This is a genomic window from Demequina sp., from assembly GCA_024707205.1.
Taxonomy (GTDB): domain Bacteria; phylum Actinomycetota; class Actinomycetes; order Actinomycetales; family Demequinaceae; genus Demequina.
This window is the reverse complement of record JANQAD010000001.1, coordinates 256561-282369: the sequence shown is the minus strand read 5'-3', so window position 1 is coordinate 282369 and position 25809 is coordinate 256561. Positions and strand designations below refer to the sequence as shown.

The window sequence follows — 25809 nt, the reverse complement described above, 5'->3', positions numbered from 1 at the left end:
TCGGCTTCAACAAACGGTTCGGTGTCGCCAGCACCAGCTGTCACAGAGACTGTGACCGGGGCGGCGATGGCGGCCGATGTCTGCGAATCGCTCTTGTTGCCGATCGGCGATGATGGCGCACTGGTGCCGACGGGCCTAGTTGAGTCCCTCACGGGGAACGATCCTGGACCGTCGCCGTACTTTGCTCCTTCGGCCGCATTGGCGGACGCCCAGACTCAAGTCACGGACGCACTTCTTCGAGAGCAAGGGGCGGAGAAGGAAGCAATTCGGAGGTTGTCTTCGAACGTCGGGACACTCGCTGACGAGTACGAGCGCTTGCAGGCGGCGGTGTCAGGGTCAGATCAGCAGTTGGCAACCCTCGCCGAGTTGCCCGACGTCTTGCCCGGCGCCATATCAGCGATTCTCGACTCATGCAAAGAACTTGGCGTGGCCGTCCCAGATTCTCCGTCGTACGAACCTACGGACTATTTGTCGCCACTCGTTGTCGAGGCTCGCGACCGACCGCGCTGGCAGTGGGTGTGTGGCGAAGACGAGGACTTTGCCGCGTTTGATTCACTCAAGGATGCATGGAAGTCCTGGGACGGCTCAGGGGAGTGCCGCGCGGACTACGTTGGCTTTGAGTCATTCGCACCCGACAAGGTCGAACGCAGGGCGCTGTCTCGATTGGCGGCGCCTCGAGACGCGCTCGAAGATACCTCGCGGCTTTGGGCGCTTTGCGCCGCGCTCGGCACTGAAGTCGATGCCGAAGGCGCGTGGTGGTATGACAGCGACCTCGCCGGGCTAGAAGTCCTCTGCCCGTCAGCTCCAGGTGTCAAGTACCTTAAGGCGCTGCACGATGGAACGCTTTTTGGGGACGGGGACTATGTCGTCGGCGAGGATGTGCCGCCGGGAACGTACACGACGCGAAAACGCGTGAAGGATTGCTACTGGGAACGCACGGATCTCCACGGCAACATTCTGGACAATGATTTCGTCACATTCGCCGCGAAAGGGCTCACGGTTACTCTGCGAAAGGGCGAGAGTTTCTCAACCTCCGGGTGCGGTGAGTGGCGCAAGAAGTAGTCGCCGCGAGCTCTCTTCTCGTTCAAGCCAGACCTGTGGAAGTCGCTCTTTGGGAAGACTTGACGGCTAGCGCGGTAGATCCCACGCCGTACGTGGTCAATGTGGACGCGTGCCGCGCGACAATGATCACATGACTACCGAACACGTCACCCTCGGCGATGAGATACCTGACGACGCCCTGCGAGACGTCGTCGCCCAAGTCGCCTCCGGCCGCGTCACCCCTGAACAGGGCTGGGTGAACCTCCAGTCCCGCCGCTCGGCGAAGACGCGCCCGGACTTCGAGGACCAGTTCGTGGACCTGCTTCCGTACCTCACCGCCAAGAGCCACCACGGCGCCAAGTTTCCGTACGACACCGCAGGCATGGGCTGGCGCCGTTCGGCCGTGATCGCCGACGACATGCGCGCTACCGGCGTCAGCGCGGACCTCGAGGCGGGCCTCACGCCGTCGCCAGCGGGATTCCGCGCCACGGGCGAGGTTATGGGGGAGACCAAGGTGGCCGGATGGGACGAGCTCGCCGCGGTCTACCTCTTCCACAAGAGCTACTTCCCGGTGCTCAACGACCCCGACCTTGAGGCCGAACTCGCCAACTACCGCGCCGCCGTGGCCCGGGCGGAACTCAGCATCGCCGACTACCGCGTCCAGGAGCGTCGGCTGTTGGACGCCGACAAGGGTTAGGGGATTCGGCGCCGCAAGCCATGTCAGACCCCAGTCCTAGCGTGGGGTTCATGTACTACGACGACGAGAACCGCAAGCCGCGAACCGCAACTGCCGGCCAAGTCGCCGTGCTGCGCCAGGCGTGCAAAGACGACCCTGCGAGGTACCTCATCCCCCTCGCCTACACCCTGCGGACTCTCGCCGGCGAGTACGAGAGAGTCTGCAAGTTCGATGTCGCACGGCGCCACATGAATGCCGCGGTTCGCACGATGCGCACGGCAGCCGCTCGCGCCGATATTCCTGCGAGCCACAAGCGCAGAATCGTCGGGTTCCTGTGGGATGCCAGCGTGATGTGGCTCGCTTCCCCGCCAGGCGGCCCGGAGAACGAGCGCGCACTCGCCTTCATGGACGAGGCCCTGAAGTGGGACTTGGCCACGTGGGATAACTACACGGATGAGTACTACTGCCGCGAACTCGGAAGGGCGCAGATGCTCAATATCCGCGCGCGAATCCTCTGGGGACTCGGCCTTGAGGAGGAGGCGGCGGAGGCGCACGCGGACGCGATTCTCACCGCGCTCAGCGACGTCGAATGCGACCCGGAGGAAGTGCTCGCCGTCGTGCAGTCCTTCTCGCTGACACTCGCATGAGTGAGCAGAGGCCGCCTACCCAAACGTGAACGCGTACGCCTCTATCCCAGGCGTGAACGTCAGCGTCAGCACGCCCGCAACAGGTTCGCCCTGGTAGAGCGTGTACAGATCGGGCTCGCCGGAGACACTAAGAACCCGCGTCGCCGACGGATCCCCAGCGAGTTCCACCGTCACCGTCCCGGTCCCACCCAGCACCAGGTGCGCGTCCGCTGCGTAGAAGTTGAGCGACAGCTTCGCGTCGCGCCCGGCCGTCGCGTGCTCCGGCCCAACCGTCCACGTCCCGCCGAGCGAGAAGTGGTTGCCACGAACGGTCGGGTTCAGCGTGTACACATGCGCCTTGTCGCGCACGATGTCGTTGTCCCCGTACTGCATCCGCGCGTACCCCACGTAGCTCTCGAGGCTGCGGTTCCGCGTCAGCGTCGCGGCAGCAGTGGGCGCCACCGTCGGCTCCGCGCCGGTCTTGAGCAGCTGCTGGATGAGCATCTCGGTCTCGCCGTAGTCGCCCTCGCCGTAGCTCACCTGGCGCACGGTGCCGGTCTGGTCAATCAGGTAGTGCGCGGGCCAATACCGCTGGTCCCAGGCGTTCCAGGTGGCGTAGTCGTTGTCGAGCGCCACCGGATACGTCACCCCATACCGCGCCGACGCCGCCACCACGTTCCCCTCCACCTTCTCGAACCCGAACTCCGGCGTGTGCACCCCGATCACCACCAGCCCGTCCGCCTTGTACTTGTCGTACCAGGCCGTCACATACGGCAGCGTCCGCTGGCAGTTGATGCACGAGTACGTCCAGAAATCGAGCAGCACCACCTTGCCCTTGAGGTCGGCGAGGCTCAGCGGCGCGCCGCCCGGCGTGTTCAGCCAGGCCGTGATGCCCTCGAGCGGCCGTTCGGGCCCGCAGTTGTTGAGCGTGTCCGGCACGTAGGAGCACTCGTCAAAGCTCATGTACCGCCCAAGCCCGTCCGACGCTGTGGCTGGCTTTCCCTTGAGTCCGTCCAGTTCCGTGCGCACGGTTTGGCTGTCTTCTATCCGCGACTGAGCGTCGGCGAGGAATCCGGGGACGGCGCGCTGCAGCGGCTCGGCCACGTTGGTCGCGATGACGAGCGCGGTCGCCATGAGCACCACGCCGGAGGCCACGCGCAGCGCGCCCAGGTTGTTGCGCACCGGCTTGATCCGCGAGCCCATCGCCTGGCCGGCAACGCCAAACACCAGCAGCGGGATCGCGATCCCAACGGAGAACGAGAGCGTCAGCACCAGCAGACCCCAGCTCACCCCGTTGGTGGCGGCGAGCACGGTGATGGCGGCGAGGATCGGGCCGGCGCACGGCACAAACACAAGCCCAAGAGCGAGCCCCATGACAAAGCCGTTCCCGTCCCGCCGCAGTCTCGGAAGCCGCGTGTTCACGAACGGCCGCTCCAAAACATGCCCAAGCCACGGCCACGCCAAGCCCAACCCGACCACCGCGAGGGTGACGATGCCCGCCCAGCGCAAGAAGTCGTCGGGCAGATGCAGGAAGGAAATCAGGGCGCCGCCGATGAGGGTGAACACCGCGAAACTCGCGACGAGGCCGCCCACGACCACGAACGGGCGGCGGCGGTTGGCCGCGCCGTCCTGCAGCGACGAGGTCAGGATGGCCGGGAGCACCGGCAGCACGCACGGGCTGATGGCGGTGATCGCGCCGGAGACCACACCGACGACGATGAGGGTCAGCACAAGGCCTATTGTGCGCCGCGCGAATGACTCGCGATGTCAGAGCCCCGAGTGCGGCGGGAGGGCTTCGCAACTCGGTGTTGACATCCCTTCCGACTTTCCTTAGTGTTTGCGTAAAGCCTTAGGGAAGGGTCCGTGATGAGTTCACAGTCGAGTGGCACGAGCAGCAGGAGCGACGTAACGCGCTCCGCCGTCCTAGCCCACCTCGCAGCGAATGGCCCCATGTCGCGCGCTGAACTGGGCAGGGCACTGGGCCTGTCATCGGCGATGTCATCCATCGTCACCAAGCAGATGATGCGCGAGGGCCTCTTGCACGAGCTCGAAGAGTTCGCGTCCGCGCAGCGCGGCAGGCCCGCGCGCCTCCTCGCTCTGAGTACTACCGCCGGCAACGCGATCGGAGTCAAGCTGAGCCGCGATCATGTCACACTCGTCGAGATCGCGATCGGCGCGCCGCTGTCGGTGCGGTCCGCGACCGAGCCGCTCGACCCGACCGCAGCCACATATGTCCCCGAACTCGTGTCAATCATCGAGCGCTTCGTCCAGGGCAGTCGCAGTGAACTGTTGGGCATAGGAGTCGCCGTCCCTGGCACCGTGGACTCACAAGACTCGGGGATTGTCGACTCCCTCGAGCTGAACATGCAAGGGTTCCCGCTTGGATCCACACTTCGCCGTGCGCTGTCGATCCCGGTGATAATCGAGAACTCAGTGAACTCGCTTGCCGTGGCGGAGCGCATCTTTGGGCTGGGCCGCCACCACGAGACCTTCATGGTCTTGAGCGTTGGTGAGGAGATCGGAGCTGCCTTCTTCGTCGACGGAATGCTGCTCCGCGGCGCATCTAACTCCGCTGGCGAGATCGCGCACGTGCAGGTGGATCCCTCTGGCCCAGCTTGCCCATGCGGCAATCGAGGTTGCCTGCAAGCCGTCATCGGACCTGATGCCCTTGTCGACGCAGCCCGTTCGCGCGGAGTCATCGGTGCGCACGCAACGATTACTGCCCTCGGGGCTGCGGCCGATGCGGAGGACCAGGCGGCACAGAGGGTTTTCGAGGCCGCTGGGCGCGTCCTTGGCGGCACGCTCGCGATCATGGTGCAGGCCTTCGATCCGGAAATCGTCATTGTCCTTGGCGGAGCGACAGCGTCCTGGCGGCACTGGTCCTTTGGATTTGAGCCGGCGCTGCGATCAGCGTTGCCGCCAACGCGACGCGGCGTGCCTGTGTCAGCTGAACCCTGGCAGGACATCAGCTGGGCGCAGGGCGCCGCGTCGCTCGTCTTTGCCACCCCCTTCGACACCGAAGGCATCGCAGGTTCCCAGGGGGAAATGGTTCGTCAGCGCATGTTTGGCAGGACGCTCACGGCCGAGACCTAGGAAAACCCAAGGAAGAACCCGAGCGCAGCGCGCCTCGGTTAGTCAAGCGCGCCCTGCGCGCATCACTCAAAGGAGAGTCATGAAGCACAAGATTTGGGGCGTCGCCGCACTGGCGGCAGCAACGCTCCTGGTAACCGCGTGTTCTAGCACGCCCGACGAGTCCGGGAGCAGTTCCGCACCGTCGACTCCGGTGGAGATCACCTTCTGGCACGCGTACAACGCGGACTCGCAAGAGGTGGCGTTGCTCGAAGACACCCTGATTCCGGAGTTCGAAGCGGCTCACAAGGACATCAAGGTCAAGCAGGTGGCCGTCCCCTACGACGATTTGCACCAGAAGCTCGTGACGGCCGTCGCGGGCGGCGAACTGCCTGACGTTGTGCGCTCCGACATCATTTGGGTGCCCGAGCTCGCAAACCTCGGTGTTCTGGAGCCTCTCGACACGCTCATGGATGACTTTGGCTCCATCAAGGACGCGGTCTATCCCGGTCCTCTCGACACCGGCAAGTGGGACGGCCACTACTACGGAGCGCCGCTCGCGACAAACACGCGCGTGTACCTCTCGAACCCGGACACCTACGCCAAGGCTGGCGTTGAAGTTCCCACGACCCAGCAGGAGCTCGTTGCGGTGGCGCCCGCGATCAAGAAAGCAGGCGCGTACGCATTTGCTGACAATGACCTCTCCGGCTGGAATGTGTTGCCTTGGATTTGGTCCGCAGGCGGAGACCTGATGGATGCCGACCTTACGACCGCGCAGGGCTATGCGAACAGTGCAGCATCTGTCAGCGGCGTCGAGTTGCTCTACAACCTGTACAAGGACGGATACATCCCGCCAATCATCACCCAGGGCGGCCAGGACGGCACAGAAGATGGTCTCGGATCCGGCGAGTTCGCCAGCACGCTCAACGGACCGTGGGACTTCCCGATCATCGCCGGAAGCTACCCAGATTTGCAGCTCGGCTCGTCCCAGGCCCTCAGCGGCGCCGGTGGATCGATCAGTGTTGTCGGCGGCGAAGACCTTGTCATTACGGCGGCTTCGGAGAAGAAGGATGCGGCCGCTGAGTGGGTCCGATTCCTCCTCTCTGGAGGACGCGCAGCGCCAACTTGCAGGCGTGGGACAGATGTCGGTTCTGAAGTCCCTGGGCGACGAGATGGTCTCAATTCAGCCCTACTACGCGGAGTTCGTGACCCAGCTCGCCACGGCTCGGCCACGTCCGGCTACGCCCGCGTGGAACGAGATTGATCAGGCGATGAAGGCACGCCTCCAGGAGGCCTTCCTTGGCGACGGCGACATTCAGGCGGCGATGGACGATGTCGCCGCCTCCATCGACGACATTCTCGCGAAGTACTAGGGAGAGAACACTCAATGACCGGCATGCCCAACGCAGTGCCCGGTCGCGGGGAGTCCGCGGCCGCCAGCCCAGGGAAGCGCTCTCTGGGCTGGCGCCGCCACCTTCCCGCGTACCTATTCCTACTGCCAGGGCTGCTCGTCTTTACGCTGGTCATGCTCTACCCAACCGTGCAGGCGTTCAACATCAGCCTTCACGAATGGAGTGTTGTGCCGGGGCGCGATTCCACCTTCGTTGGCCTCGCCAACTACGTGCGAGCGATACACGATCCCGTGTTCTGGCGCAGCATGGTGAATGGAGCTGTCTACGTCATCGCGACTGTCGTTCCGCAGCTGCTCCTCGGTCTGGGACTCGCCCTCGCGCTCGACAAGCCATTACGTGGTCGAACGGCCTTCCGCGTACTCATCTACATTCCCGTTATCTCCAGTTGGGTCGTCGTGTCCCTGTTGTTCCGCTACCTGTTCGCCACCGACAACGGGCTCGTAAACTTCCTCACCGGAGCCGATGTCGACTGGTTCGGCGGGCGGTGGACCGCTATGTTCGCGATCATCTCGCTTGGGCTCTGGAAGGGCGTCGGGTGGGCGATGCTCATCTTCCTGGCGGCGCTCCAGTCAGTGCCTCGCGAACTGCACGAGGCAGCAGAAGTTGATGGCGCGGGGCCACTCAGACGATTCACCGCCGTGACCCTTCCAGCTATTCGACGAACGTTCGTGTTCGTCTCAGTGCTGCTCGTCATCGGAGGCTTCAACGTCTACGTCTCCGTGCGCCTCATGACGGACGGCGGGCCCTCCGACTGGACCCAGGTTCCCCTGACCTATCTCTACCGACAGGCGTTCAGCTTCCTTGACTTTGGCTATGGCTCTGCGATCGCGTTCATGCTCACGGTCATCGTGTTCTGCATCTCCATGGTCCAGCTGAGGCTAGGCCGTCACGACGACGAGGAGTCGCCTGCATGAAGACTGCTTCCGCACGATCCTCATTGCTTACGACGGGGCGGCTGCTGGTGCTCTGCGCCGCAACCCTCCTCAGCGTCGGCCCGCTTGTGTACATGGTCCTCGTGTCACTCGCGGAGAACGCATACCTGTTACGCAACCCGCTGGACATCTTTGCTGGTGCGCTGTCGTTCGAGAACTACAGAGAGGTGTGGTCCGAGGGTGAGATACCCCGCTACTTCCTCAACTCACTAGTTGTGGCTTGTGTGACCACGGCACTCGTGTTGCTGCTTGGCTCGATGATGGCCTACGCGCTCGCGCGATTTGAGTTCCCCGGCCGCAAGGTCATCATGGGCCTCATCCTTCTGCAGCTCATGGTCCCGGTGATCATGCTGCTCATCCCGCAGTTCTTGCTGGCTCGTGACCTCCACCTGCTCAATACCCGGGCCGGGCTGATCCTCTTCTACGTCGGCGGGAATCTTGCTTTCATCACCTTCCTGCTCGTCGGGTTCTTCCGAGGAATTCCGCGCGAACTGGATGAAGCGATGCACCTTGACGGCGCTGGATCCATACGGCGCTACTGGTCGCTGATCTTGCCTCTCTCCCGCCCGGCGCTCGCGACGGGAGCCATCTTCGCGTTCCTTGGTGCGTGGGACGAGTACGTGTGGGCGGTCACCATCATCAACGAGCCAGGACTCCGCACGCTACCTGTGGGGATCGCGCTCTTTAGCGGCGCACACATCACCAACTGGGGACTGACGTTCGCGGCGTCAGTCATTGCACTGATTCCCGTGCTCGTCGTGTTCCTCATCTTCCAACGCCAATTCGTAAGCGGCATAACGTCAGGAGCTCTCAAGTCATGACCGTTGACATCAATCGGCCACACGTGGCACCTCAGTCCGCGGTGACGGATTCGGTTCCCGAATGGGTCAAGGATGCTGTGTTCTACCAAATCTTCCCGGAGCGCTTTGCGAACGGGGATCCCAGCATCGACCCGGAAGGCGTGGTGCCTTGGGACACGCCTCCCAGCAGGGGCAACTTCTTCGGTGGTGATCTTGCTGGCATTGCGGCTCACCTCGATCACATCGAGGCGCTCGGAGCAAACGCGATCTACCTGACGCCCATCTTCGAGGCCGACACGAATCATCGGTACGACACGGCGGACTACTTCCGAATCGACCACAGGCTGGGGGATCTCGAGGCGTTCAGGCGCTTCGTTGTCGCCGCCCATGACCGTGGAATACGGGTGGTTCTCGACGCTGTGTTCAATCACTGCGGTGAGGGCCACTGGGCGTTTCGCCATCTCCACGCGCATCGTGAGGACTCGCCCTACCGCGACTGGTTCACCTATGACTCTCTGCCGCTCACGCGGGAACCAGAGGCGAACTATGCGACCTGCGAGGGCTGCAAGTACCTGCCAAAGCTCAACCACGCGAACCAGCAAGTGCGCGACTATCTCATTGACGTCGGCCGCCATTGGTTGGGCGAAGGTATCGACGGGTGGCGGCTCGACATGCCCTTCCTCATGCCTCATGACTTCTGGCGGGACTTCCGCCGGGCCATCAAGAGTGAGGACGAAGACTGCTACATCGTCGCCGAGGTGTGGGAGGAAGCGACCGAGTGGCTTCACGGCGACCTCTCGGACGGGGCCATGAACTACCCCCCAGAAGTATCATCCTGGACGCGGCGACTGGGGCGGATGAACCGTCTGTAACTGGCCGCCGGCTCAAGGACTTGTATGCCGCCACTCCCGACCGATCCCGGCAGGCCATGCTCAATCTCCTCGGTAGTCATGACACCCCACGAGTGCTAACGCTTCTTGACGGTGATCCGAAAGCCCTGCGAATCGCGGTCGCTCTACTCTTGACCTCGCCCGGGGCGCCGATGATCTACTACGGCGACGAGATCGGTCTGCGCGGAGGCGGTGATCCCGACTGCCGCGGTGCCATGCCTTGGGAGCCGTCCGCGTGGGATCTGGATCTTCTTGAATGGCACCGCATGCTCATTGCACTGCGGAAGCAGAACCCTGCACTGAGCGGATACCACGACGAGATTGCACAGACGGACAGCGGTCTGCTCTTGCGACGTCGGAGCAATGGTGAGCAGGCGGTGTGGGTGGTCGCGAACACGCGAGAGCGTCCACTTCCACTATCCCTCGGGTCGCTCGGCGGAAGCCCGACTAATCTGATGACGGAAAGTAGGCTCGACCCAGAATCGACGGTGCAGGTGCCCAGCGGGGGGAGTCATGCTCATCGGAGCCGAGCCGCGCAATGGTTGACGCTGCAACATCGACGACCCGCTGGCTCGCTGACGTGGCCGATCGGGCTGTGTCGCTTATCTCCGCCTTCCAGGATCGCAGCGGCGCGTACCCGGCCAGCCCCAATTTCAGCGCGTATGCGGGGTACTGCTGGTTCCGGGATGGGGCGTTCATCGCCGATGCGATGTCGGCGGCCGGACGATACGACTCAGCTGAAGCCTTCCATCGCTGGGCGGCGACAGCGCTCATCGGCTGGCGGGGTCGGGTCGACGCTATCGGCGCCGCCACGTCGATCCTCCACGTCGAGCATCTCTTGTTGCCGGCGCGCCTTCGGCTTGATGGGTCGGAGGCAAGTGACGAGTGGGCTAATCACCAAGTGGACGGCTACGGCACTTGGCTGTGGGCGTTGGGTGAGCACTTACGGCGCACGGGAAGTCCAGCGGAACCCTGGCTGCCAGCGATTGAGGTCGTCGTGGACTACTTGCTGGCAGTTGGCACCATGCCATGCTTCGACTGGTGGGAAGAGCGACCCCCTGGCGTGCATCCCTCCACGATCGCCTGCGTGGCGGCCGGGTTGCGGTCTGCCTCAGGAATGGGGGTGCTCGACGCCGCGCGCAACCATGCAGCACGCGCCGAATGTGATGCGCTGCTCGAGCGACTTGCATGGGGTGCCTCTTCGACCGGTTACCTGCCCAAGTCTGAGGGTTCAACCGCCGTCGATGCTGCTGCGATCGCGGCGGTCGGTCCGCTACGGGTGGTCGGGGGCTCACTTGGCCTGGCGACGCTCGCAACGGTGGAAGCACGCCTCGTCGACGGAGCGAAGGTCTACCGGTTCGAGGCGGATCAGTACTACGGGGGCGGTCCATGGCCGTTGCTCAGCGCCATGCTTGGGCTCGCTTGGCTCGAGTACGGAAATGAGGCCCGCGCACGAGAGTTGCTTGACTGGGTGGTGACCACGGAAGACATCAGAGGATGGATTCCCGAGCAAGCGAGAGGGCGTCTGCTGCACCCGGAGGAACTAGCGGTGTGGCGAGGCCGGTGGGGGCCGTCTGCGACGCCTCTCCTTTGGTCGTCAGCGATGGCTCTGCGCCTCATCGTCGCCCTTCGCCCGGGGCTTTCCTAAAGGTCTTCCGGCAGGTCGGCCGAGGTGAACGTGACGCCCCCGTGACCCGCCTCCGCGGCCTTGCGGGTCAGGAACTCCGCGGCGACCTTGCGGCTATAGGTGCGCCGGGTCTTGGTGGCCTGTTGGCGGATCGTTGGGTCGGCGAGGAGTTGGTCAAGGACCGACGCTCGTTCAGCGGAGGAGACACCCTTCGGCTCCGTTGCGGTGTCGGTTGGGTGGAGCGCCGCCAAGCGGACCGGATCTCCTTGGTGCCGTTGCGCTGAGATCAACTCGAGCGCCCGCGCGCCCACGATGTACAGCGCCCAGAAGGGAATCGTGCCGAACGCGCCCAGGAGGATGCCGCCTAGAAAGGCGGGATACCCGAAGTCATCGGCTGTCTTGAACGCGTTCCCGAAGACGATGCCCGCTGCCAGGCATATGACAACGGTGTAGATCCACAGGAGTCCGCGAGCTAGGGATACGGCACCGTCCAACTTCCCCGAGGCTTTCGTCATGCTCGGATGCTAGCGCGTCACCCTCGCCGTCCGCCGGGCAACACCAACCCCGCGCATCGTCCACACCAGCACGGCCGCGCCGAGCACGAACACCAGCGACGCCACCGGCAGCCACGCGGCTCCCACCGCGGCGAGGATGGCCGCGCCAAGCAACGACCCGGTCGCGTTCCCCGCGCCGAACACGGTCGCGTACGTGCCGTTGGCGATGTCCGTGGATCCTGGCGCGTGGCGAATGGCCCAGTTGACCATCGCGGCCACCAAGACCGACCATCCAAAGCCCTGCGTCGCAACGCACACCACGAGCACCCACGGCACCGAGCCGAAGAGAGCCATCACGACCCACACCACACCCAGGATCGCCAAGCCAATGGCAACGGACCGCACGGGGTAACGATCCAGGTAACGGCCCACAAGGAACATCGCGACAAAGCCCGTGGCGCCGCCCAGTAGCAGCAGCGTCGGGACCGTAGAATGGGGCATGTCCGCGACCTCGGTCGCGAACGGCGTGAGGAAGGTCCAAGTCAGCGTCACGGACGCCACGGTGAGCCCGGCGACGACGAGGATGCGCGCGAAGATGTGCCACGAGGGGATGAGCCCGCGTGCCGCGGTGCCGTGCTCGGCGCGGAAGCTGGGCATCACCAGCACGATCGCGACGGCCGCCACGGCCACCGAGACGCACAGCACCCAATACGGCGCGCGCCAGCCCGTGCTGCGCGAGCACGGTGAACAGCGGCAGCCCTACGATGCCCGCGAGCGACGTCCCCAGCAGCAGTCGCGCCACCGACCGCCCGCGCTCCGCCGAGCCGAACAGTCCGGCCGCCGTCGGTGTCACGATCGCCCAGAACGCGCCGTGGGCCACCGCGGATATCCCGCGGCCCGCGAGCAGCCAGCCGAAGGTCTGCGCGCTCGCCAGGATCGCGATTCCGCCGGCGAGCAGCACCGCGGTGCGGCGAGGACCCAGCGGCGAGACAGTCGCCGCAGCAGCAGAGCCGCCGGGATCGAGACGGCCATGTTCACCAGGGCCCAGACCGTCGTCACGAGCCCAACGGCCGCCTCGGACCGATGCATGTCGTCGGCGACGAGCGAGATCACGCCGATCACGGACGTCTCGTTCGTCGAGAACAGGAACGCCGTCATTGCGAGCACTATCAGCGATGCCACGGCCCGACGGTGGGGCATGGGTGGGGCTTGCTCCTCGCCGCGCGTTTGGTCGCCTGAGATGATCGCCACCTCGGTGACGCCCGGCGCGGTGACGACCACAGCGTCGGGCAGCGGCTCTTGGGCGGTCACGACGAAAGTCTAGCGCCGAACCTACCACTTGGTAAGCGGGTCTAGGCTGTGTCTTCAGGGCGGTTGTCAACGGCGACGGCCGCCCTCTCCGAGGAGGACCCCTTGTTTGTTGGACTGACCACCGAGATCTGTGCGCAGGCGTGGGACCTGATCGAGCCGTCGATCGCGCACGGGGCGTCAACGGGCCTGCTAAATGGCCCGGTCGGCTCGCTGCTGGTGCTGAACCCGCGGGACAACTCCGAACTCTTCATCGCGCACCCCGGCGGGATGATCCACGAGGAGACGCTGCGCAACGCGCGCGGCAAGGCCGCGGTGGCGCTTCGCACCGGGGTCGACACGTCCCGGCTGCGCGACCACTCGCCGCACCTGTACGCGCCGGGAGACATCTCGTATCCCGGCGGGATTGTGCGCGAGGGGTTGGTCGTGGCGTACTCGGGCGTGCAGGGGGAGTACGACGAGATGATCGCCGAGTGGTTCGTCTCTGCGGTGCGCGCGATCTGCCGGGTGCAGTTCGCCGGGCCCGACGGTGGGGACAGTCAGCCCACGCCGTACTTGGGGCGCGAGGCCTGACGCGGCCCGCGACGCCGCGGCCCTGCGGCCCCGCGGCCCGCTGAAATGGGCTCACAGGTCCACGAAACGCGAGTTTCGTGAACCTAGCGTTCCATTTCGGGCCAGGCGGGCGGGTGCGGTGGTCGTGTGGCCGTTGAAACTGGGTCTGGTGGTCGCGAAATCGCGCATTCGCGACCACCAGACCCAGTTTCGGGGAGTCCGAGGCGCCCGGGGCCTAACCTGGCCCCATGACACAGGTGACGCCGGCAACGGAGGCGCTGGAAGCGTCGGGCATCGACTTTGAGATCACCGAGCACGGGCCCGTGCGCTCGCTCGAGGAGGCGGCGGCTGCGCGCAACCTCAACCCCGGCGCGATCATCAAGACCATCGTGGTGCGCCGCGGCGAGGGCGACTACCTGTTCGTGCTCGTGCCCGGCGATCGCGAGATCAGCTGGCCCAAGCTGCGCGCGCTGCTGGGCGTGAGCCGCTCAGCATGCCCGACAAGGACGTTGCCAAGGACGTGACCGGGTACGAGCGCGGCACCATCACCCCCTTCGGCGCGACGACCGCGTGGCCCGTCATCGCCGACGCGCTGCTGGTGCAGCGGCAGGGTCCGGTGAGCATAGGCGCTGGTGCTCACGGGCTCGCGGCCACGGTGGCGCCGGAGCAGTTGGTCGAGGTGCTCGGCGCGCAGATCGCGGACGTGACAGAGCCGCTGACGCAGCGCTAGCTACTGCAGGCAGAACTCGTTGCCCTCGGGGTCGAGCATTTGGTAGTAGTGCTCGCCCCACGGTCCCCACTCCTGGTCCACGAGCCGCACCACGGAGGCGCCCAGCGCGACGAGGCGGTCGCGTTCCGCCTCGAGCTCCTCGTGCGTGGGCGCGCGGCCCGGAACCGCCTGGACGTCGAGGTGGATGCGGTTGCGGCCATGCTTCTCGTCGGACGCGTGGTGGAAGAACAGGCGCGGATTCTCGCCGCTCGGGTCCTGGACCAGGCCACGCTTGTTGAGGTCCTCCTCGGTGAGGCCGCTCGCGAGCAGCTGGTCCTTCAACTCGCCGTCGAAGACCGCGGGCTCGATGCCGTAGACGCCCGCCCAGAACGCGGCGAGCGCGGGCGGGTTGTCAGCGTAGAAGACGACGTTTCCGATTTTCGATGCCATTCAGCCACCGTACGCTGACGGGGTGACATATGAGCGGCCAGTCCTCGATCTGGGCATCTACCTGGACGAACAGGGTGAGCCCATTGAGTATGGCCGACGCTGGGGCATGGGTCACCCTCCCGAGCATACGTATTCCGTCACTCGCCACCCCGAGCGGTTCGCGCCGCTCTTGGAGGTCGCCACGGCGCTGCAAGCGCATGTAGCCGAGCACTTTGAGCCCGCCCACGACTCTGCGTCGCTGAGATTCGCCGAGCGAGACTTCCCCTCCGTGGAGGTGTGGGCAGGCGTGGCCGGTTACGAGCGTTTCCCGGTATGCGGGTGCGATGCGTGCGACGAGGACGTCGAGGCAATGGCGGGAGAGCTCGAGGACTTCGTGTTCTCCGTGCTCAACGGTGATTTCCAGGAGTCATGGGAGCGAGGCGGCATCGCGACGCAATGGGTGACCCGTGACGGGGGGCGCGGCTCCTGGAGCAAGCCGCAGGACAAACACCTCAAGCGCAAACTGAAGGCGCGCGGAAGGGGAGCCACGTACGGGCCGTGGCAGGAGCGTCGGGCGTAGTGCGGACCTAGGCCGAAGGCGAAGGCGACGCGGTGGTGGTGCTGCCGTTGAGGAACGCCGCGTATTCGGGGCAGTACAGCGAGATTGAGGCGCTGAGGGTGAAGGCGGCGTCCGCGGCGCTGATGCCGAACGCCTGCATTGCGTCGGCGCCCGCCTGCGGGGCGCCCTTGGCGTCCATCGCGTCGCAACCGGCGTTGAGGATCGTGGCGATCTCGTCGTCGGTCTTGTCCGCGTAGCTGGGGAAGCCGCCGCGAATCGTGTCCGAGACGTTGTCCAAGTGGTAGCCCTCTTGGATGGGGCGGATGGTGACATTGGCGGTGGGCTCGGTGGTGGGGCTGCCCGACGCTGTGGTCGCGGGAGCGGTCGGCTCGCCCTGGGTGGTCGTGGTGACGGGATCGCTCGAACACGCGGAAAGCGTGAGCGCGAAGGCGGCGACCGTGACGGCGACGATGGCGTTGCGGACCTGCATGGGGGCTCCTCGATCTAGGGCGCCCGGGGGAGCGCCGCGGCTCAGTGTATGTGTGCCGCGTGGTGCGAACGAATCACGTGCGCGCGCGGTTGCGCGCGGGGGCAAATCGTTTCGATTCTGTGACCTTTACGCGGCGTGGGAGTCGAGGCCCGCGAGCCAGTAATCGAGGCGCTCCTCGAAGAGATCGGCGGCGTCGGCGTCGTAGTCGCGACTGCACTCATCGACGAACAGGTGACCCTTGTTCGGGTACCTATACACGTGCGCGTGGGGCGCGTGATAGAGCAGGCGGTCGAGCTCGTCTGGCTGGACGTATTCGTCGGGGTCGGCGAGGTGAATCTCGAGCGCCGTGGTCTGGTGCCACTCGCCCCCGAGCGACTTGGGAGGGAACGCGCCCCCCATGAGGACGCAGCCGCGAATCCGGCGAAGATCCTGCGCGAGGATCTGCGCCTGCATGGCTCCCAAACCGAACCCAAGGACAACGTCGGCCGAGCGGTGTTCCCGGGCCGAGCGTCGGGCCACGTCCTCAACCGCGTCGTGGCCGATGCGCTGGGCGTGGGCCAACCCGTCGTCGAGGCGCTTGAACGTGACGCCCGCGTAGCAGTCGGGGCAGTGCACGGTGTGGCCATCGGCGGTGAGGCGCGCTGCCAGGCCGCGAAGGCCGTCGGTGAGGCCGTACGCGTGGTGGAAGAGGAGGATCTCCGCCATACCTCCAGTGTCGCCCCGGTGAGGCGGAAGCGCGAGGCGAGCGGAGCGTCGGGCAGGCGTTTTCCCTTGCGGCACAAAAGAGCGACGCGCACAAGGCCTCGGGGGGTGATGGCGTTGCGCGCGTCGCTTGGGAGATACTGTACAACGCTTACCCGGGGGTAATGCAACTCCAAGTTGGAAGATTTTTCTGCGGGCCTAATCTTGAGGTCATGACGACCGGACGCTGGTACGTGGCCGTGCAGGGACTGCTGTTCCTGCTCGTGGCGGTAACCGCCTTTTTTTCCAGGCCCGACGCTGTTCTCGTCTCTGGTTCTTGGGCTCTGTCTTGTGCTGGCTGGGGCTGCGCTTGTGTTGTGGACTGGGCGCGTTCTGGGGCGCTCGCTGACGCCGAATCCGGAGCCGAACGGCGCCGGACTGGTTGCCGTGGGGCCGTACCGGTGGGCGCGGCACCCGATGTACACGGGACTCGTGGGGATCTGCCTGGGCGTGGCCGTTGGCGTTGGGGTGCTGTGGTGCTACCTGGCCGTGCTGCTGCTCGCCGGGTTCTTCCGCGTGAAGGCGCGATATGAGGAGCGATTCCTGCTGCGCACGTATCCGGGTTACGCGTTGTATGCCGGGTCCGTGGGGCGGTTCGTGCCGGGTGTTGGGCGGCTGCGCCGGTTATCCACAGACTGACGCGCTTGGGGGTGCGCGAGTGGGCGAGCGCCGCTAGGGTCTTGGCTACCTGAACGTGGCGCGTGCTCTCGGGGAGCCGCGGACGAAACGGGGGGAGCTGGCTTGGACAAGTGGCGCGAGGTGACGCGGCGGTTGCTCGCGTGTTTTCTTGGTGCGGCCGTGCTCGCGGCGTGCACGCCTGGGGGCGGGGCCGTGGTGACGGAGACACCGAGTGCGACTGCTTCTGGGTCGGTGACGGCGACCGCTTCGCCGTCGCCGTCTCCTTCAGCAGGTGTCGACGTGCTCGCCCAACTGCCCGAGGATGCCAAGTCTCCCGGGCTCGATGGGGCGATCGCGACGGCGGAGTTCTTTGTTGAGCTGTACGGGACGATGCTGCAGACCGGGGACACGCGGTTGTGGGACGCGCTGTCTGGGCCTGACTGTGCCTTCTGCGATGACGGATCCTCGACGGCTCGCGGCTATCTCGATGCGGGAACGGAAGTGACAGGTGGGCGGATGAGCGTCGACCGGGCCCGAACTCACGCCAACTTGGCCGACGACGGGTTCACCTACGTGGGCGTTGTCGCACACCAGGACGAGATCAGAACGGCCGATCCAACGTCGACGCCCGTTGTCGTGGCCACCCCGAGCGACGCGGGCCTAATCCTGCAACTTGAGTACGTTGGCGACCGTTGGCGCGTCAATGGAGTTCAGGTTGTGGGCACTGGAGAGATCTAGTGCTGGCCGCGACTGCGCTCGCCCTGACCATCATCGCGTTCGGTCAAGTTGCCGCCGACGACCCATCGTTTGACGACCTAACGTCCGGCGGAACTTACTACGTCGACGCTTACCAAGGCTCCGGCGACTCCGGCACCACCGGCACCACCGCCAGCAACACCTCCGGCCCTCCCACCGAGTACGTCCGAGCCCCGCGCTGCACGAGCACCATCGTCCGCCAGGACCAGACCCCCACGTGCCCCAACAACGACCCCATCACGATGCTCTGCCTGGACGGCTCGGAGGCAGAGCTCCCGATTTGGTTCCGCTCCCAGAACCCCGACGGCACCTGGACGGACTGGAGCATCGTCCGCGACTACTACTGCCCGGGCGACGCGGCCCTCCTCGCAGCGATTCAGCACGAGTGGACCCAGCTCCAACCCCAGCCGAGCGACATCAACCTCGAGCCCAACACCGGCTGGGTCATCGCCACCGTTCCCACGATCGCCATGGCCGGCGACGCGCCGCGCGTCCACCTAGCCACCCTCTTAGGTGCGAATGTCGAGATCCGAGCCACAGCGTCGGGCTATCGATGGGAGTGGGGCGACGGCAGCCACACCACGACAACCGACCCCGGCCGCCCGTACCCACACGCGACGCTGACGCACACTTACCCGCACGCGGAGGACGCGGCGACCGTTGCGCTCGCGACCACGTGGAGCGGCGAGTACCGGGTGAACGGCGGCCCGTGGATCGACTTCGACTCGACGATCAGCTCGGACTCGACGCCGGTGGACCTCGTGATCTACGACCCCCGCTCGCGCCTCGTGAACTGCGACCTCGAGAACAACTGCCGCATCGCCACGCACGGTTGAGGCATGCAAGGGTGAGCCATGCGCGCGACAATGGAGCAAATGAGTCACATCGAGATCGCCCTTGAGGTGGCGCCCATCGACGCGCCTACCGTGCAGCGCCTCAAAGACGCCGGTTTCGCTGTTTACAAGGGCAATCGTTCGTGGCGAGTGGTCGCGGAGGCGGACCCCAAGGAGAACATCTCCGTAGTTCAGCAGGCCACGAGCCTCGCCAACGACATCCTCATCGACTTCCGCCTCAACCCCCTCCACCACCCGCCGAGCGTCACGCTCCGCTACCCCGAGGGCGAACTGGAGCAGGCGATCGGCGATCTCCTCCTGGAGGACGCGCGCCGCGCCAGCGACCCCGACCCGCTCCCGCGCCCCAAGCGCAAGTGGTGGCAGAAGCAAATGGAACTCGGGCTGGGGGAGCGCAAGGGTGACTGACGACCGCCTCTTCCACCTCGCGCTCGCCGAGGACTGGGCCGCAGCCTTCGAGACCGGCGAGTACCGCACCTCCACGCTCGGCATGACCCTGGACCAGGTGGGATTCATCCACGCAGGCCACGCCCACCAGGTGCAGGCGGTTGCCGATGCCTGGTACCGCGACCGCGCCGACGTCGTCCTCCTCGTCATCGACCCAACCCGAGTGGGCGTCGAGGTGCGCGAGGACCTTGACCCGACCAGCGGCCAGTATTTTCCCCACCTGTATGGCGCCCTGCCGGTGACCGCGGTGGTCGCCGCCCCCAGCGTCGGGCTGGCAGCGGACGGAACCCTAGACCTGGCACCCCTCTTCTCGCCTTAGGGTGGAGGGCATGGGTGAATTGCGCGCGGTGGTCACGGGGGCGTCGTCCGGTATTGGGGCGGCAACGGTCCGACGCTTGATCGCCGACGGCTGGCACGTCACCGCGGTCGCTCGTCGGGATTCGCGGTTGCGCGATTTGGCGCGCGAGACCGGCTGCGACGTCTTCGTGGCTGACGTCACGTCCGATGGCGAGATCGCCGCGCTCGCCGACCATATTGGCGCGCGCGGGGGTGCCAACCTGCTGGTCAACAACGCCGGTGGGGCGGTGGGGCTGGACCTCATCGCGGACTCGTCCCTTGAGGCGTGGTCGTCACAATACGAGACGAACGTGGTGGGGACCGTGCGCGTGACGCAGGCGCTGCTGCCCCTGCTGAACGCGAGCGGGCGCGGGGATGTGGTGGTGGTGACGTCCACCGCCGGGCACGAGGCGTACGAGCGGGGCGCGGGTTACGTCGCGGCCAAGGCGGCCGAGGCCGCGATGGTGCGGACCCTGCGGCTGGAGCTCACCGGAACCGGCGTGCGGGTGATGGAGATCGCGCCCGGAATGGTCGCGACCGAGGAGTTCGCGCTGAACCGCTTTGGAGGCGATGCCGAGAGGGCGCGCGCGGTCTATGACGGCATAACACCCCTGGTAGCCGAGGATATTGCTGACGCCATCGCGTGGATGGTGGAGCGGCCGCATCACGTGAATGTGGACCTCATGGTGGTGCGCCCGCGCGAGCAGGGAAGCGCCACCAAGACGGTCCGTTCGCTCTAGCTGAGGAAGTTATCCACAGCCCTCAAACGCGTGTCAGTGGTCTCTGTTTGACTTGCTCCATGGCCTTCAACACGGACCGGTTCGCCTCCGCCAGCGCTGGCGTGTGCGCGCACGCGGGCGTGGACTTGAGTGGCCTCGTGGATGCCGCGTTGGTCGCGATGCAGAGGGACCTTGGCGAGGCTCGGCGGGCGTTGGACTCGCTCGCGGCGGAGGTCGCCGGCGCCATCCAGTCGCGGGCCGACGCTGCCCCCGGCCCTGGCGGCATCGCTCGCCGGGTGGGCTTCAAGAACACCGGCGAGCTCATCGCAGAGACGCTTGGCACGTCCATGGGCGAGGCGAGGCGGCTCACGAACGTCGGCCGGGTTCTGCAGACGGCCGACGCTGGGGTCGCCTCGGGCGACGAGGCGCCGGCGGAGCGCGGCTGGCCCTTGGTCGCGGCGGCGGTCCGCGCGAACACCATCACCGTGGAGAAGGCGGAGATCGTGACTGCGGCGCTGACTGCGCTGGGCGCGGACGAGGCGTTGGAGCGCAAGTTCCTCGAGTTTGCAGAGTGTCACCGGGCGCGGGACCTGCGCCGCGTGTGCGACCGAGAGGTGGAGCTGCGTGACGCCGCCGGGGCCGAGGAGCGCGACAAGCGCCGGTACAGGGCGCGCAACCTCACCCTGTCGTTGCGACGGGACGGCATGACGGAGGTCACGGGTCTGCTTGACCCGATGTCCGCGGCGCACTTCAAGGCGTGGCTCGACGCCCAGGTGCGCGCCGCGTACCAGGCGCAGCGGGTTACGCCCGGCGACCTGCGTACGCCGGGGCAGATGCGCGTGGACGCGCTCGCGATGCTCGCCCACCACGCGATGACGTGCGACGCTCCCGGGTCCGGGGTCGCGACCACCCTGGTCGCGCGGGTCGATCTTGAGACGCTTAAGTCCGGTGTCGGCTTCGGCACTTGCGACTCGCTAGAGGCGCCGATCGCTGTGGGGACGCTGCGCGCGATGGCTGTTGACGCGGGGATTCTGCCCGTGGTGTTGGGCGGCGCGTCGCTGCCTGTTGACGTTGGCCGAACGCGCCGCGGCGCCACTCAGGCCCAGCGGATTGCGCTGGCCGAGCGAGACGGTGGCTGCGCGTGGTGCCACGCACCCACGTCGTACTGCGATGTGCACCACATCATCCATTGGCTGTTCGGCGGCAAGACCAACATGGACAACCTGGTGATGCTGTGCGTGAGCTGTCACCACCGCATCCACTATGACGAGTGGCGCATAGAAGTGAAACAGGGCGAGGTCTGGTTCACCCCGCCCGAGGACATCGACCCCACCCGAACCCCACGCAAGGGAGGCCTTGCGGACTTGGAGCTGGCCGCGTAGGCGCGGTCGGTGGGGTGTGGCTGTGCGGGTACTGCTGCGCGGGTACTGCCGCGCGGGTGACTTAGTCGTTGACCTTGCTGGCAACTTCCTTGCCGGTGCCGGCGACCAGGCGACGGATCTTGAACGCGTCGATGACCCAGAACACGAACACGATCAGACCGATGATTCCGCCGATGATCGCGAAGGCGATGGGGGCCTTGCTGTCGCTGTAGAACGAGTTCGCCTGCGACAGCGCGACCGCGATGACGGTGCCGATCAGGAAGAGCAATCCCTTGAGCACCTGGCCCACGTAATAGCGATGCGCCCCCAACACTCCGAGGAAGAACCACAGTACGTACGCGACAACCAGGTTCTTGCCCTTGGGTTCGCGCGACATGTCGGAGTAAGCGCCACTCATCATCGTCATACGAGCAATGTAGCGGCTACTAGCGTGCGGCGCGCGGATATCTCGTACCGTTTCGATTACGGAACCTTGGGGTGCGGCGGCGCACGTCGCGCGGCAGGATGGGGAAATGGCAAGCACCGTCGCGGAGTACATCGAAGGCTTTGAGGGGCTCACCCGGGAGCGGCTCGAGGAGCTGCGCGAGATCGTCCTCGACGTGGTGCCCGATGCTGTGGAGGGCATCGCCTACGGCGTCGCCGGGTTCAAGGTGAACGGGAAGCCCGTGGTCTACCTTGGCGGATTCATCAAACACGTGAGCGTGTACCCCATCACTGAGCTGTCCGCCGCGCTCGACAAGGCCGTCGCGCCGTATCGCACCGGCAAGGGCACCGCGAAGTTCCCGAACACCGAGCCGCTGCCGCGCGACCTCATCGAGGACCTGGTGCGGTTCCTCGCGAACCGGGCCGCGACCCGGTAGGCCAAGGGGTTCCGGGCGTGGGCGCTTGGGTGACCACAGCGTCGGGCCGTAAGATGGGCGGCAACAGCGCAGACCCGGCAATCACCGGCGAGCTTGCGGAAGAACGGCCCGGCCACCACGGCGAGCCCAGTAGAACCGCACGGGCAGCCCGTCACAGCGGCGCTCCGGTGGTTGCTGGGGCATGAGCGGCTGAGGTGACTCAGCAAGCGAGGTGGTACCGCGTAAGCGGGGGAGGTCCCCGTGAGCGTCCTCGTGGCAGAGCGTGAAGAAAGCAGTCATGACCGACGCCCGGTACCCGTTGCACCGCCCCTCCGTTGATGGGCGCGGCGGTGACATCCCCGCCTCCCCGCACTTCCCGTCCATCGAGACCGAGGTGCTGAAGTACTGGGAGATTGACGGGACCTTCCAGGCGTCGATCGACAACCGCGAGGGCGCCGAGGAGTTCGTGTTCTACGACGGCCCGCCCTTCGCGAATGGCCTGCCCCACTACGGGCACCTGCTCACCGGCTACGCGAAGGACGTGGTGCCGCGCTTCGAGACCATGCGCGGCAAGCAGGTCCACCGACGCTTCGGTTGGGACACCCACGGACTGCCCGCCGAGCTTGAGGCCGAGCGCATCCTCGGCATCACCGACAAGAGCCAGATCGAGGAGATGGGCATCGCGGCCTTCAACGAGGTCTGCCGCCAGTCCGTGCTCAAGTACACCAAGGAGTGGGAGGAGTACGTCACCCGCCAGGCCCGCTGGGTGGACTTCGAGAACGACTACAAGACGCTCGACGTGACCTTCATGGAATCCGTCATCTGGGCCTTCAAGCAACTCTTCGACAAGGGCCTTGCCTACGAGGGCTACCGCGTCCTCCCGTACTGCTGGCGCGACGAGACACCCTTAAGCAACCACGAGCTGCGCATGGACGACGACGTCTACCAGATGCGTCAGGACCCCGCCCTGACCGTGCTGCTGCCGCTCGTGGACGCGCCCGGTGACCTGGCTGACGCCTCCCTTCTGATCTGGACCACCACCCCCTGGACCCTGCCGAGCAACCTCGCCGCCGCTGTGGGCCCGGACATCGAGTACTCGGTGGTGGAGCCCGTCGAGGGCGCCTTCGCCGGCCGGCGCCTGGTGCTGGCTTCCGCTCGCGTCGCCGCCTACGCGCGCGAGCTGGGTGACAGCCCGACGCTGGTGACAGTGGTCACTGGCGCCCAGTTGGCGGGCGTCACGTACGAACCGCCGTTCCCGTTCTTCAAGGGCCGTGCCAACGTGCACCAGGTGCTGGCCGCGGACTTCGTCTCCACGGAAGACGGCACCGGCATCGTCCACCTGGCCCCCGGCTTTGGTGAGGACGACGCTGCGGTGTGCCAAGCGTCGGGCATCGAGACCGTTGTGCCCGTTGACCCGCACGGCCGCTTCACCGCCGAGGTGCCCGATTACCAGGGGCAACAGGTCTTCGATGCGAACCCCAACGTGATCGCGGACCTCAAGGCCAAGGGAATCGTGCTGCGCCACGAGACCTACGACCACAGCTACCCGCACTGCTGGCGCTGCCGCAATCCGCTGATCTACCGGGCCGTGGGCTCGTGGTTCATCAAGGTGACCGAGTTCCGCGACCGGATGGTGGAGCTCAACGAGGACATCACGTGGGTGCCCGAGCACATCAAGTACGGGCAATTCGGCAAGTGGCTCGAGGGCGCTCGCGACTGGTCGATCAGCCGCAACCGTTACTTCGGCACGCCCATCCCGGTGTGGGTCTCGGACGACCCGAACTTTCCGCGCGTGGACGTGTACGGGTCCCTGGAGGAGCTGGAGAGGGACTTTGGCCGCGTGCCGACCAACGAGGCGGGGGAGCCGGACCTGCACCGCCCCTTCATCGACGAGCTCACGCGCCCCAACCCCGACGACCCGACCGGGCGCGCGACCATGCGCCGGATCAGCGACGTCTTCGACGTGTGGTTCGACTCCGGCTCCATGCCGTTCGCGCAGGTGCACTACCCGTTCGAGAACCACGACTGGTTCGAGGGGCACAACCCGGCGGACTTCATCGTGGAGTACATCGGACAGACGCGCGGCTGGTTCTACGTGATGCATGTGCTCGCCACCGCGATCTTTGACCGCCCGGCGTTCACCACGTGCATCAGCCACGGCATCGTGCTCGGCAGCGACGGCCGCAAGATGTCCAAGAGCCTGCGCAACTACCCGGACGTCAACGAGGTGTTCCACCGCGACGGCTCGGACGCGATGCGCTGGTTCCTCATGGCCTCGCCCATCCTGCGCGGCGGCAACCTCATCGTCACCGAGGAGGGCATCCGCGAGGGCGTCCGCCAGGTGATGCTGCCGCTGTGGTCCACGTACTACTTCTTCACGCTCTACGCGGGGGCCGCGAATGGCGGCGCCGGGGTCTTGGGTCGCCGGGTGGCCGACGCTGAGGTCGCCGGGCTGCCGACGATGGACCGGTATGTGCTCGCCAAGACGGCGGAGCTGGTTCGCGACGTCACCTCCCAGATGGAGGAGTTCGACGTGCCGGGCGCCTCCGAGTCCCTGCGCGTCTTCTTCGAGCTCCTCACCAACTGGTACGTGCGCACGCAGCGCGACCGGTTCTGGGAGGAGGACGCCGCCGCCTATAACACGTTATGGACGGTCCTCGAGACCGTAACGCGCCTGGCAGCACCCCTGTTGCCGCTCGAGACCGAGGAGATCTGGCGCGGACTCACGGGCGGCCGCTCGGTGCACCTGACGGACTACCCAACCGCCCCGTCGGCCTGGGACGCGCCCGAGGTGGCTCCCGTCATGGACACCGTCCGCGAGGTCGTCTCGGCCGCGCACGCGCTGCGCAAGCGCGAGCAGATCAGGGTGCGCCAGCCGCTCACCTCTCTCGAGGTGGCCGTGGACAACGTGAGCGAGCTGGAGCCATTCGTGGACCTCATCGCGAGCGAGCTCAACGTGAAGTTCGTGGTGGGCGTCACGCCCGCGGCGTTCGTTGCCGCGAACCCCGTAGAGCGTCGCCTCACCGTGAACGCCCGCGCGGCCGGCCCACGCATCGGCAAGCAGGTGCAGCAGGCGATCGCGGGGGCGAAGTCTGGGGACTGGAGCGAGACCGGGACCAGCGTGGTGGCCGGGGGAGTGGCGCTCGAAGAGGGTGAGTACGACCTCACCACGGTGATCGGCGGCGAGGGTGTAGTCGCCTCCGTGCTGCGCCCATCCGCGGGCTCGCCGAGCGGCGGCTTCGTGCTTCTCGACACCGAGATCACTCCCGCGCTCGAGGCGGAGGGCTTCGCCCGCGACCTCATCCGCACCATTCAGGATGAGCGCAAGAACGCCGGCCTCAATGTGGGCGACCGCATCGCGCTCACCGTGACCGTCCCCGCAGAGAGGGTTGGGGCGGTGAACACGCACCAGGAGCTCATTGCGGGCGAGGTGCTCGCCACCGCGTTCGAGGTCATCGAGGGCGACAAGGTCGCGGTTCGGGTGGCGAAGCGCTAGCGAGGCATAA

28 protein-coding genes and 1 pseudogene are annotated in these 25809 nt (G+C 66.2%); 21 read left to right on the top strand and 8 right to left on the bottom strand.

Features of this window, described 5'->3' with window-relative positions; translation table 11 throughout:
- Positions 1-51: 51 nt before the first annotated feature.
- From NVV57_01410 to NVV57_01400, 3 genes are all read left to right on the top strand, one after another.
- Positions 52-1062, top strand: coding sequence for a hypothetical protein (locus tag NVV57_01410; protein MCR6711412.1), 1011 nt, complete (start codon positions 52-54; stop codon positions 1060-1062).
- Between the two features lie 130 nt (positions 1063-1192).
- Positions 1193-1738 carry a hypothetical protein gene (locus NVV57_01405; protein MCR6711411.1) on the top strand — a complete coding sequence of 182 codons (546 nt, stop codon included), beginning with the start codon at positions 1193-1195 and terminating at the stop codon, positions 1736-1738.
- A gap of 50 nt (positions 1739-1788) precedes the next feature.
- Positions 1789-2364: a hypothetical protein gene (locus tag NVV57_01400; GenBank protein MCR6711410.1), complete on the top strand. Its 576-nt coding sequence runs from the start codon at positions 1789-1791 to the stop codon at positions 2362-2364.
- 15 nt (positions 2365-2379) lie between these two features.
- Here the strand turns inward: NVV57_01400 and NVV57_01395 are convergent, their stop codons facing one another.
- Positions 2380-4074 (bottom strand): cytochrome c biogenesis protein DipZ, encoded by a 1695-nt coding sequence (locus tag NVV57_01395; GenBank protein MCR6711409.1) that lies wholly within the window; start codon positions 4072-4074, stop codon positions 2380-2382.
- A gap of 219 nt (positions 4075-4293) precedes the next feature.
- Here NVV57_01395 and NVV57_01390 point away from each other — a divergent pair, with 219 nt between their 5' ends.
- From NVV57_01390 to NVV57_01365, 6 genes are all read left to right on the top strand, one after another.
- The gene (locus NVV57_01390) at positions 4294-5436 is read left to right on the top strand and encodes an ROK family protein (protein MCR6711408.1); all 1143 of its coding nucleotides are present in this window, start codon (positions 4294-4296) and stop codon (positions 5434-5436) included.
- A 79-nt stretch (positions 5437-5515) separates the two neighbouring features.
- Positions 5516-6676: an extracellular solute-binding protein gene (locus NVV57_01385; GenBank protein ID MCR6711407.1), complete on the top strand. Its 1161-nt coding sequence runs from the start codon at positions 5516-5518 to the stop codon at positions 6674-6676.
- Between the two features lie 132 nt (positions 6677-6808).
- Positions 6809-7738: a sugar ABC transporter permease gene (locus NVV57_01380; protein ID MCR6711406.1), complete on the top strand. Its 930-nt coding sequence runs from the start codon at positions 6809-6811 to the stop codon at positions 7736-7738.
- Positions 7735-8577 (top strand): carbohydrate ABC transporter permease, encoded by an 843-nt coding sequence (locus NVV57_01375; GenBank protein ID MCR6711405.1) that lies wholly within the window; start codon positions 7735-7737, stop codon positions 8575-8577. Before NVV57_01380 ends, NVV57_01375 begins: the two co-directional genes overlap by 4 nt.
- Complete coding sequence (locus NVV57_01370; protein ID MCR6711404.1) at positions 8574-9428, top strand: glycoside hydrolase family 13 protein; 855 nt, start codon at positions 8574-8576, stop codon at positions 9426-9428. Before NVV57_01375 ends, NVV57_01370 begins: the two co-directional genes overlap by 4 nt.
- A 556-nt stretch (positions 9429-9984) precedes the next feature.
- Positions 9985-11094, top strand: a complete 1110-nt coding sequence (locus NVV57_01365; GenBank protein ID MCR6711403.1) for a glycoside hydrolase family 15 protein — start codon at positions 9985-9987, stop codon at positions 11092-11094.
- On the opposite strand, the gene NVV57_01360 is transcribed toward NVV57_01365, so the two are convergent.
- The 3 genes from NVV57_01360 to NVV57_01350 all read right to left on the bottom strand — a co-directional run bounded on the left by NVV57_01360 (position 11091) and on the right by NVV57_01350 (position 12878).
- On the bottom strand, positions 11091-11588 hold the full coding sequence (locus NVV57_01360) for a hypothetical protein (protein ID MCR6711402.1): 498 nt from the start codon (positions 11586-11588) through the stop codon (positions 11091-11093). The genes NVV57_01365 and NVV57_01360 overlap by 4 nt on opposite strands.
- Before the next feature lie 9 nt (positions 11589-11597).
- A complete protein-coding gene (locus NVV57_01355) occupies positions 11598-12257 on the bottom strand; it encodes an MFS transporter (protein MCR6711401.1) in 660 nt (219 codons plus the stop codon).
- Between the two features lie 159 nt (positions 12258-12416).
- Positions 12417-12878, bottom strand: coding sequence for a hypothetical protein (locus tag NVV57_01350; GenBank protein MCR6711400.1), 462 nt, complete (start codon positions 12876-12878; stop codon positions 12417-12419).
- A 102-nt stretch (positions 12879-12980) separates the two neighbouring features.
- On the opposite strand from NVV57_01350, the gene NVV57_01345 reads away from it, so the two are divergent.
- Together NVV57_01345 and NVV57_01340 are read left to right on the top strand one after the other, a co-directional pair.
- Positions 12981-13448, top strand: a complete 468-nt coding sequence (locus NVV57_01345; GenBank protein MCR6711399.1) for a heme-binding protein — start codon at positions 12981-12983, stop codon at positions 13446-13448.
- Between the two features lie 227 nt (positions 13449-13675).
- Positions 13676-14157, top strand: a pseudogene (locus NVV57_01340) (YbaK/EbsC family protein).
- Here NVV57_01340 and NVV57_01335 read toward each other — a convergent pair.
- A complete protein-coding gene (locus NVV57_01335; protein ID MCR6711398.1) occupies positions 14158-14586 on the bottom strand; it encodes a VOC family protein in 429 nt (142 codons plus the stop codon). It lies immediately after the preceding pseudogene.
- Positions 14587-14608: 22 nt separating this feature from the next.
- Between NVV57_01335 and NVV57_01330 the strand changes: the two genes are divergently transcribed.
- Positions 14609-15145 (top strand): DUF6226 family protein, encoded by a 537-nt coding sequence (locus NVV57_01330; protein MCR6711397.1) that lies wholly within the window; start codon positions 14609-14611, stop codon positions 15143-15145.
- A gap of 7 nt (positions 15146-15152) precedes the next feature.
- Here NVV57_01330 and NVV57_01325 read toward each other — a convergent pair whose 3' ends face one another.
- Positions 15153-15614, bottom strand: coding sequence for a hypothetical protein (locus tag NVV57_01325; GenBank protein MCR6711396.1), 462 nt, complete (start codon positions 15612-15614; stop codon positions 15153-15155).
- 126 nt (positions 15615-15740) lie between these two features.
- A complete protein-coding gene (locus NVV57_01320; GenBank protein MCR6711395.1) occupies positions 15741-16319 on the bottom strand; it encodes a dienelactone hydrolase family protein in 579 nt (192 codons plus the stop codon).
- Between the two features lie 306 nt (positions 16320-16625).
- On the opposite strand from NVV57_01320, the gene NVV57_01315 reads away from it, so the two are divergent.
- From NVV57_01315 to NVV57_01285, 7 genes are all read left to right on the top strand, one after another.
- On the top strand, positions 16626-16994 hold the full coding sequence (locus NVV57_01315; GenBank protein ID MCR6711394.1) for an isoprenylcysteine carboxylmethyltransferase family protein: 369 nt from the start codon (positions 16626-16628) through the stop codon (positions 16992-16994).
- A gap of 102 nt (positions 16995-17096) precedes the next feature.
- Complete coding sequence (locus tag NVV57_01310; protein MCR6711393.1) at positions 17097-17711, top strand: DUF6318 family protein; 615 nt, start codon at positions 17097-17099, stop codon at positions 17709-17711.
- Complete coding sequence (locus tag NVV57_01305) at positions 17711-18565, top strand: hypothetical protein (protein ID MCR6711392.1); 855 nt, start codon at positions 17711-17713, stop codon at positions 18563-18565. Before NVV57_01310 ends, NVV57_01305 begins: the two co-directional genes overlap by 1 nt.
- A gap of 39 nt (positions 18566-18604) precedes the next feature.
- Entirely contained in the window at positions 18605-18988 is a 384-nt protein-coding gene (locus NVV57_01300; protein MCR6711391.1) for a hypothetical protein, read from the top strand.
- Positions 18981-19346 carry a DUF952 domain-containing protein gene (locus NVV57_01295; GenBank protein MCR6711390.1) on the top strand — a complete coding sequence of 122 codons (366 nt, stop codon included), beginning with the start codon at positions 18981-18983 and terminating at the stop codon, positions 19344-19346. The genes NVV57_01300 and NVV57_01295 overlap by 8 nt, the downstream gene beginning before the upstream one ends.
- Before the next feature lie 10 nt (positions 19347-19356).
- Complete coding sequence (locus NVV57_01290; protein MCR6711389.1) at positions 19357-20103, top strand: SDR family oxidoreductase; 747 nt, start codon at positions 19357-19359, stop codon at positions 20101-20103.
- Positions 20104-20162: 59 nt separating this feature from the next.
- The gene (locus NVV57_01285; protein MCR6711388.1) at positions 20163-21464 is read left to right on the top strand and encodes an HNH endonuclease; all 1302 of its coding nucleotides are present in this window, start codon (positions 20163-20165) and stop codon (positions 21462-21464) included.
- 61 nt (positions 21465-21525) lie between these two features.
- Here NVV57_01285 and NVV57_01280 read toward each other — a convergent pair whose 3' ends face one another.
- Positions 21526-21870 (bottom strand): TM2 domain-containing protein, encoded by a 345-nt coding sequence (locus NVV57_01280; protein MCR6711387.1) that lies wholly within the window; start codon positions 21868-21870, stop codon positions 21526-21528.
- 106 nt (positions 21871-21976) lie between these two features.
- Here NVV57_01280 and NVV57_01275 point away from each other — a divergent pair, with 106 nt between their 5' ends.
- Together NVV57_01275 and ileS are read left to right on the top strand one after the other, a co-directional pair.
- A complete protein-coding gene (locus NVV57_01275) occupies positions 21977-22324 on the top strand; it encodes a DUF1801 domain-containing protein (protein ID MCR6711386.1) in 348 nt (115 codons plus the stop codon).
- Positions 22325-22601: 277 nt separating this feature from the next.
- Positions 22602-25799, top strand: coding sequence for an isoleucine--tRNA ligase (ileS, locus tag NVV57_01270; protein MCR6711385.1), 3198 nt, complete (start codon positions 22602-22604; stop codon positions 25797-25799).
- Positions 25800-25809: the final 10 nt, after the last annotated feature.